Source organism: Paenibacillus sp. EKM301P (assembly GCF_011800295.1).
Lineage (GTDB): Bacteria > Bacillota > Bacilli > Paenibacillales > Paenibacillaceae > Paenibacillus > Paenibacillus polymyxa.
Map to the genome: position 1 here is coordinate 111,438 of NZ_JAALFM010000012.1, position 8,692 is coordinate 120,129.

Sequence of the window (8,692 nt, forward strand, 5' to 3'; positions counted from 1 at the left end):
TATTCACTCAGGTTAACGAACAATCCACATATAGGAAGCATACGGAGTCAAAGAGACCACCTGATTTAGCTGCGGAGCGTGCTGGGTATTACCGATTAAAAGCTCAGCCGCAACCCCTGCTTGATTATCTAATGATGAATAAAATGAATCCGGTATACGGAACTGTACATCCTGCCCGCTAAAATTAGAGATGACGACCAAAGTCTCCTGTTCATTGCTGCGTTGATAGGCATAGACCTGAGGGTGGGCTTCATCCAAGCGTTGATAATCCCCATCGGTGATGACCTGTACCGTCTTACGCAGATGAATCAGCTTACGATAATGATTATAGATCGAGTCCGGGTCCTCTAACTGGGACTGAACGTTGATATGTGGATATCGTTCATCTACCTTAATCCAAGGCGTGCCTGTAGTGAAACCTGCATTGCGAGTATTATCCCACTGCATCGGTGTCCTCGAATTATCACGGGACCGCTCTCGAATGATATCCAACGCTTCCTCTGCGCTTTTGCCTTGCTCCTGCAAGATACGATACATATTCAGCGATTCAACATCCCGAAACTCTTCAATATCTGACCACTGCGGATTGGGCATTCCAATCTCTTCACCTTGAAATATATAAGGTGTTCCCTGAAGTCCATGTAGCGTGGTGGCCAGTAGCTTGGCGCTTTCCACATGGTATTCACCATCATCCAAAAAGCGAGAGATCGCTCTTGGCTGATCATGATTGTTAAAAAACAATGCACTCCAGCCGCCACCCTGTTGCATGCCAATCTGCCAATCCGAAAATAGCCTTTTCAGCATTTCAAAATCATAAGGCATGAGTTCCCACTTTTGCCCATTAGGATAATCCACCTTCAAATGATGAAAATTAAAGGTCATAGATAATTCTTTTCTCTCTGGATTGGAATAACGGATACAATGATCCAGTGAGGTGGAGGACATCTCCCCTACAGTGACGCTGTTATATGTTGAGAATACTTTCTCATGTAATTCATGAAGGTATTCATGCACATGCGGACCATCCGTATAATACTTACGCCCGTCCCCAGGAGCCGTGCTTCCATCATCGTCCGAGAATTGCCGATCCTTGGAGATCAAATTAATGACATCAAGTCGGAAGCCACTAACTCCCTTCTCAGCCCAAAACTCCAGCACATTAATAACTTCTTGGCGAACTTTGGGATTTTCCCAGTTTAAATCCGCCTGCGTCTTATCAAACAGTGTCAAGAAGTATTGGTTTGTCGCCTCGTCATACTGCCAAGCCGGTCCACCAAACTTGGAAATCCAGTTGTTCGGAGGTCCTCCATCGGGTGCTGGGTCACGCCAGATATAATAATCCCTGTACTCATTATCCTTAGAAAGCCGCGCCTGCTGAAACCAGACATGTTCTGTGGAAGAATGGTTAACCACGATGTCGATCATCAAGTGCATCCCACGCGCCCGAATTTCCTGGCTCAATTCTTCAAAATCCTGCATTGTTCCATAATCAGGATTAATCCGGCAATAATCGGCTACATCATACCCGTTATCGCGCTGTGGCGAGACATATACAGGCTGCAACCAGATAATATCAACACCCAGTCCTTGCAGATAATCCAGCTTTTGTGTCAGACCTCTTATATCACCGGTTCCTTTGCCCGTCGTATCGTTAAAGCTTTTGGGATAAACCTGATAGACGACCGATTTGCGCCACCAGTCTTGATCTTCAGGAATTAAAGCCTTGTTCATTGCTTCCATTCATGCTCATTCCTTTCTTACGAAATGAAGTAGCGTAAAAGAATTTAATATAACGCTTTCAACTTCTTGTATATACAAGATTAAATCATGTATATACAAGTTGTCAATATACTTTATGTATTAAGGTAATACCCGTTTTACAGCTAAATGACCAGGAAACTCATCCATTCTGTCCGATTGTATTTCATGACTCTTTCAATAAACTCTATTTCACACGAAAAAGGCTCCTGCTTATAAGTCAGGAACCCATCTTTTAAATCGTGAATACGGTATTTATTTAAATCCATATAGATAGTGCGCTATAAAGGAGCAATAAGGCCATTATAATATTGAAGGAGCGCTCATACTTATTCAAAAAGCGTTGAAACATGGCGCCGAAAATCGCCCAGCACATGACAGCTACAAAACCAATACAGGCCAGGATTAACGAGATCGTTATCATTGTCATATATGACACATCATACGGCATTACAAACGTTGAAATGACCGTAATACCATACAAAATGATTTTTAAATTGATAAATTGCAGCAGCAGTCCCGATCTGAAGGAATATCCTTCATTGTGGTCATTATCCTCCGAAGTAGATTTGCTCTTTGCTATTTTTACTGCCAGGTAAAGCATGTACAGACTACCAAGAACATTCATCCAGATTTTAACCCGAGGCAAGAAATGATATAAAGCTAGATTAAAATAGCAGGCTAACAGCATAATAGCGAAACAGCCTGCTGTTATTCCCAGTAAGAATGGAAAAGCTCTCTTCAAACCTAACCGCCTGGCACTGTCCAATGACATAATATTGTTGGGGCCTGGCGTAAAGCTAGTAACCAGTACATAAGATAAAAATGGAATAAACGGCATGCAACAATCAACTCCAGTGTGTTATAATTGAATAAAATGTGCGTTGAAAAGCACATTTGTACTTCATGATTGTACATCATGTTCTTTATATAGCACAATAGGGAGCGGAAAAATGATGGAGAATATTAATTTGATTTTAAGTAAAAATCTAAAGCATCTAAGAAATGAAAGAAAATTGAGTTTAGATAAATTAGCTGACCTGACGGGGATCAGTAAAACGATGCTCGGCCAGATTGAACGCGGAGAATCTAATCCTTCGATTACAACGGTATGGAAAATTGCGAACGGTCTGAAAATATCATTCACTGCCCTGATTAGCGAGCCGCCTGCCGATGCCATAGTCGTTCCTAAAAGCAAAGTACAAGTGCTTGAAGAAAGCAATCACTATCGCTTGTATCCGTTTTTCCCCTATGAAGGAAATAGAAATTTTGAGGTCTATACCGTAGAGATTGAACCAGGCGGGGAACTGAGTTCTGCCCCACACCGTGAGGGTACTGAAGAATTTATTACCGTATTTGAGGGTGAAATGGTGGTAAAAGTTAGCGAAGAAATGTACACGGTGAAAGCTGGAGATTCGATCCGCTTTAAAGCAGACCGTCCACATATATACTATAATTCGGGAGAAACACTGGTACGGATGAATATGATCATTTATTACTCTGTATAGTTCAATTCTTAAAGAGCATACATGTAAAAGCCCTTAAATTAAATGATCCTATTAAAATAAGGAGCTCTTTTAATAGGATCATCGGTACAAATATTAAATGATTAGACCTGTATAGTGTTTAGGAGATTTCAATTTGCTTAATTATTCGTGCTGGATTTCCAGCTACAACTACATTATCTGGAACATCCTTGGTTACTATTGCTCCTGATGCCACTACGACATTATCGCCTATCGTAATACCGGGATTAATAACAGCTCTACCGCCGATCCATACATTGTTACCAATCGTTACAGGCTTTCCATACTCTGCCCCAGCGATTCTTTCAAATGGATCAATGGGATGAGTCGCTGTGTAAATATGCACTCCTGGGGCCAAAAAACAATTATCTCCAATACGCACCTCACAAACATCCAAAATAGTACAGTCGAAGTTGGCATAGAAATTTTCCCCAACATGGATGTTGTATCCATAGTCACAGCGTATGTTGGGTTCCATGTTTATATTTTCACCCGTTGATCCGAAAAGCTCCTTAAGTAACTTTTCACGATAATCGCTATCCGCCTCCGTCGTCTGATTAAAGAGACGTACACATCTTCTCGCATACTCTCTTTCACTTGTTAATTGAGGATCAGCAGCTACATACAGCTCCCCATCCAGCATCTTTTGTTTTTCCGTTTTCATAGACATGTAACAATCTCCTTTATATTTTAATTCATTTCTTTTCTTTCATCCCCACAGGCTGGGCAGCACCCGATATCAAACCAGCCACCATAACGCCAATAAGCACTACAATTAAGGCATGCAGGAGACCCACCTGTTCACCTAAAAGCCCTAATCCCGGAGGACCCACTAGAAAGGCAATATAACCAATTGTGGCTACGGCTCCTACCCGGATAGCTGCACCATGAGGGTCATCTCCTGCAGCTGACAATCCTACAGGAAAACCAAGTGAAGCTCCAAGCCCCCACAGCAAGATACCCAATCCGGCTAAGAGATCATGCTGCCCCCAGATCACTAGAGTAATACCCACAGCAGTCAGGACAGCACTTCCTTTCAACACAGGGACGCGGCCGTATTTATCCAGTATAAATCCACCCGTGAAACGTCCAATGGTCATCGCTGCCACAAATAGCCCATACATATAGGAGCCTGTTAAGGAGTCCACGCCATAACCATCTACCATCGTTAGCGGCAGCCAGTCATTCGCGGCCCCTTCTGCAAACGCCATCCCGAGCACGATGATACCAATCAGTAGGATTCGCCTTTCTTTCCAGACAGCAAGCTGAACCTTGATATTAGATCCAACCTTGTACGTAGAAATAACCTTTTCTTTACCTGTATCGTGGGGCAAATAACGATACAAATACAAAGTTACCGTGGCAATCATGGCAGCCATAGCTCCAAAATGAATCACAACAGGTATGTGTAGTGCAGCTGCTCCAGAACCGATGACAGCCCCTGCAAGGGTCCCCAAACTAAACGAACCGTGAAAGGCGGGCAAGAGCGTTTTATTCAACTGATTTTCTACCGCAGAACCTTCGACGTTAAGAGCTACTTCTGCTGTGCCATAGCCACCACCAAAGATGACCAAACCAACAAACACGATGCTCGTGAGCGAAAATGCAGTTCCCAACCCTACAATGACAAAACCATTCACAATCAAAAGCGCACTTCCCAGAATGACCGACCGTCCACCTATACGAGAAATAACATTGCCCGCACTAAGTAATCCCAATAAGGAACCCGCGGCTAATCCAAAAATAATAATCCCCATTTCGGCAGTCGAGACATGCAAAATATCCCGTATGACAGGCGTGCGGGACACCCAGGAAGCAAAAGCTACACCCGGTAAAGCGAATAACAAAAATAAAATATTACGAACTATCCTAGGATTCATGGAGGGTTCTCCTGTCATCGATGAGCTCCTTAGCGAGACTTTTTATAAATCTTTTAATAAGTAGTATTATAATATATTATTCTGATCGCATCCAGCACTTTTTTGTCAAAAATACCTGGGCAGTATGATAAGCTGAGGGCAGCGGCCTCCAGTTTTTAGTGCTTCATCATTACAAGCTTTTTCTCCATCCCCCAGGGCCAGTTCCTACAATAATGGATCTGTACAGCTCTCTTCCTTCGTCAATCCTCTCCGCTTTCTCCCCAAAAGCATTATGATGACCAGTTTCGTATATGTACCTTACATGAACATCCAATAATAAAAGAGGAATGCTTCCTTGTCCGCTTACTCAGACTAGAAGTATTCCTTTTATTTTTGATATTACGCTTGATGAAGCGCTCCAATGCTAAGGCCAAACGCGGCTTCGTGAATCACTTCTCCAGTCGTTGGATGAGCAAAGACGGTTTGCATGATTTGCTGCTCCGTCAGTTCATTGGCAATCGCCAATGTCAGGCTACTGATTAAAGATGATGCATCTGGACCAATGATCGATCCACCCACAATTTTTTGTGACACATTATCCTTTATCAATTTAATAAAGCCTTCCGATTCATTCATCGTTAATGCTTTCCCATTGCTGGAGAACGAAACTTTGCTTACACTGAAATCCATTCCCTCTTGCTTGCATTGATCCTCTAATATACCAACACTTGCGATTTCGGGTGAAGTGAAGATGACATTGGGAATGGCAGCATAGTGCATACCTTCCGATCCACCCATGATGGCATCAATAGCCGTGATCCCCTGATGGGAGGCGACATGGGCAAGCTGCATAATATCCGTCACATCACCAATCGCATAGATATGTTCGACGTTTGTACGCATATATTCGTTAACAGCAATGCCTTTCCCACGCTCATTGCGCTGGATACCCGCTTGTTCAATATCCAGTCCGTCCAAATTGGGCTCACGTCCGATTGCAACAAGCACTTTCTCGCTAACTAACAAATGCTCACCTTGTTTGTTTTCATAGGTGACAATAGCCTGTCCATCGTCCGCTTGTTGGATTTTAGATACCTTGGATTGGGTATGGATATGAATCCCAGCATTTTCTGCCGAATGTTTAATTTCTTCTGAAATATCACTGTCAACCATGGTCAACAAACGATCCATAAATTCTACAACGTGAACCTCTACGCCGAAATTACGATAAATGAAGGCAAACTCCATACCAATCACACCACCGCCAATAATCGTAATACTTTTTGGTAGTTCAGTAGAGGCAAGGGCATCGGTGCTATTCATTACAAAAGGAAGATTGATGCCAGGAATATTCACTTTGGTAATTTTGGAGCCTGTCGCAATAATGATATCTTTTGCTGTAACCTGGTAATGTCGTAGTCCTTTGACGCTTACTTGTGTGGCAGATAAAAAGGCAGCTTGACCGCGAATAATTTCAATATTATTTTTTTCCATTAAATAATCAATACCCGAAATCAACTTTCCTTTGATCTCATCTTTACGACGAATGACTTGTTTCATATCGACTTGAAGATCTGTTCCCGCATGAATACCAAACAAAGACGATTCCTTGATATGGTGACAAATCTCAGAAGACTTCACCAGGGATTTAGTTGGAATACAACCTACATTAAGACAGGTGCCACCCAATTCCTCTTTTTCCACCAAGGCCACCTTTATTCCTTTTTTAGAGGCATAAATCGCTGCCACATACCCTCCAGGTCCGGCTCCAATAATTAGCAAATCCACGTTCTTATCCACTTTAGGTTGTTCCACCTTGATAGCCTGTGATGCTACTGTAGACGTCCCCTCTTCGGTAGCAGCTTCAATTGTAAATAAGGCCTGATTAGAGGATACTTCGTCGCCTTCTTCAAAGTGGATTTTACTAATACTTCCTTCGACATTTGCTGTAATTTCTCGAACACCTTTGCCTGTCTCAACCTCAAGAAGTACATCCCCAAAGGAAACGTTCTGTCCGAGCTGGACGTGATTTTTGCTAGCTTTCCCTTTTTTTCCTCCAGGGATCATTGACATTTTAACTTCCATAATTCTCAAACTCCTTCACGACCAAAAGAGAATTCATTGAGCCCTTTTAGCGAAAAATTTAATGTCTGACTACGCCTGCTTGTACCAATTTAACCCCATTAGCCAAACAATCCCCAACCGGACAGGTCTTTTCGACAAACGCTGCAAAAGCTTCTGCTTTTTCTTGGCTCTCTGTCGTTTTAAAGTGCATGGCAAAACGTATTTCCTGAAATCCACATCGAACATCCGCTAACCCCATGAACCCATCCGGGTCCAAATCTCCTTCCAGCTCTACATGGAATTCTTCATATGAGAAACCAAAGCCTTCGGCAAAAGCAGCAACAACGATCGACTGACATGCACCAAGCGCACACAGCAGTGCTTCAACCGGATTCATCGCTTTGTCGGTTCCACCAAAATCTTCAGGCTCATCCATCACAATTTTGAACCCTCTGGATTGAGCTTCCACTTGCAACCCTTCAGGTAGTTTTTTTGCAGTAGCTTTAAATGTAGTTAACATAAATATAACCTCCCGTTTACTTTGTGAAATAAATAACTTTGTTCAGGGAAATTGTAGCACTCTTAGTTTCGAAAATCAATAGTTAGCTAAGTAATTTTTTTAGTTGTTAGTATCTGATATGATGAAAAGTACAAAGGTCTGTTATACTTAAGTTGATGTATAAGAAATATAGTTCAGTTGAATGGGTTGGTGTGGCCATGTTTAACTTAGAGGATTGTCTTGCTTTTATTACCAATCGTAGTGGAAAAATCTTTTCGGAAGCCTTGGAGAAAGAATTTCGACCTTATAACATTACTAGGAGTCAATGGATTGCGATGTACTATATCAATACACACAAATCCATGACTCAACGGGAACTCGCAGAAGAATTGTCGATTAAGGAGCCAAGTGTAGTGCGGCTGCTACAAAAACTAGAAGCCGAAGGATATTTACTTCGCAGTATTGATGATGCAGACAAACGAATGAAACAAATTCAATTATCCGATCTTGGTACGCAGGTTTGCCTTAAGCTTCTGCCGATTGCTGAGAAGTTTAAGCAAGACACCATTGCTGGGATCTCTCAGGACGATCTTCATATCTTTGAGAGTGTGCTTCAGAGAATGGTTGATAACACAAGGAAATAACAAGTATAGAAAAACGACCAAGGAAGGTACTTCTCTTGGTCGTTTTTCTTATAAAGCACGCATGTAATTGCTGGTTTACACTTCTACACTTACTGTAAAAGTAGAAGTAAATGGTTAAGTAAGCACAGGAGTAGTGGCACATGAATATCTTACTGTTTTTTTCATAAAAAAGTGCGTAAATGAAATCGCATTTCTAAGATCGGCTTAATTCCAAAAAGAAAGACACACCCCTTAATGGGATGTGCCTTTTTTTCTTGCTTGGCGGCGTCCTACTCTCCCAGGACCCTGCGGTCCAAGTACCATCGGCGCTGGAGGGCTTAACGGTCGTGTTCGGGATGGGTA

The 8,692-nt window shown here is 42.3% G+C and carries 8 protein-coding genes and 1 rRNA gene; 2 read left to right on the plus strand and 7 right to left on the minus strand.

The window, feature by feature from the left end; all coding sequences use genetic code 11:
- Positions 1 to 12 precede the first annotated feature (12 nt).
- Entirely contained in the window at positions 13 to 1,740 is a 1,728-nt protein-coding gene (treC, locus tag HFD99_RS21420; RefSeq protein ID WP_039276733.1) for an alpha,alpha-phosphotrehalase, read from the minus strand.
- 277 nt (positions 1,741 to 2,017) lie between these two features.
- The gene (locus HFD99_RS21425) at positions 2,018 to 2,599 is read right to left on the minus strand and encodes a LysE family transporter (RefSeq protein ID WP_167440999.1); all 582 of its coding nucleotides are present in this window, start codon (positions 2,597 to 2,599) and stop codon (positions 2,018 to 2,020) included.
- A gap of 112 nt (positions 2,600 to 2,711) precedes the next feature.
- On the opposite strand from HFD99_RS21425, the gene HFD99_RS21430 reads away from it, so the two are divergent.
- Positions 2,712 to 3,266, plus strand: a complete 555-nt coding sequence (locus HFD99_RS21430; RefSeq protein WP_017428683.1) for a helix-turn-helix domain-containing protein — start codon at positions 2,712 to 2,714, stop codon at positions 3,264 to 3,266.
- A 118-nt stretch (positions 3,267 to 3,384) separates the two neighbouring features.
- On the opposite strand, the gene HFD99_RS21435 is transcribed toward HFD99_RS21430, so the two are convergent.
- The 4 genes from HFD99_RS21435 to HFD99_RS21450 form a co-directional block, all read right to left on the minus strand.
- Positions 3,385 to 3,954 (minus strand): maltose acetyltransferase domain-containing protein, encoded by a 570-nt coding sequence (locus HFD99_RS21435; protein ID WP_016818394.1) that lies wholly within the window; start codon positions 3,952 to 3,954, stop codon positions 3,385 to 3,387.
- Between the two features lie 25 nt (positions 3,955 to 3,979).
- On the minus strand, positions 3,980 to 5,164 hold the full coding sequence (locus HFD99_RS21440; protein ID WP_080690713.1) for an MFS transporter: 1,185 nt from the start codon (positions 5,162 to 5,164) through the stop codon (positions 3,980 to 3,982).
- Between the two features lie 378 nt (positions 5,165 to 5,542).
- Entirely contained in the window at positions 5,543 to 7,228 is a 1,686-nt protein-coding gene (lpdA, locus tag HFD99_RS21445) for a dihydrolipoyl dehydrogenase (protein WP_025363955.1), read from the minus strand.
- Between the two features lie 58 nt (positions 7,229 to 7,286).
- Positions 7,287 to 7,727: an OsmC family protein gene (locus HFD99_RS21450; RefSeq protein WP_016818391.1), complete on the minus strand. Its 441-nt coding sequence runs from the start codon at positions 7,725 to 7,727 to the stop codon at positions 7,287 to 7,289.
- Positions 7,728 to 7,924: 197 nt separating this feature from the next.
- Between HFD99_RS21450 and HFD99_RS21455 the strand changes: the two genes are divergently transcribed.
- Complete coding sequence (locus tag HFD99_RS21455; protein WP_019686071.1) at positions 7,925 to 8,350, plus strand: MarR family winged helix-turn-helix transcriptional regulator; 426 nt, start codon at positions 7,925 to 7,927, stop codon at positions 8,348 to 8,350.
- 256 nt (positions 8,351 to 8,606) lie between these two features.
- Here HFD99_RS21455 and rrf read toward each other — a convergent pair.
- Positions 8,607 to 8,692, minus strand: a 5S ribosomal RNA gene (gene rrf, locus HFD99_RS21460); the annotation flags it as partial.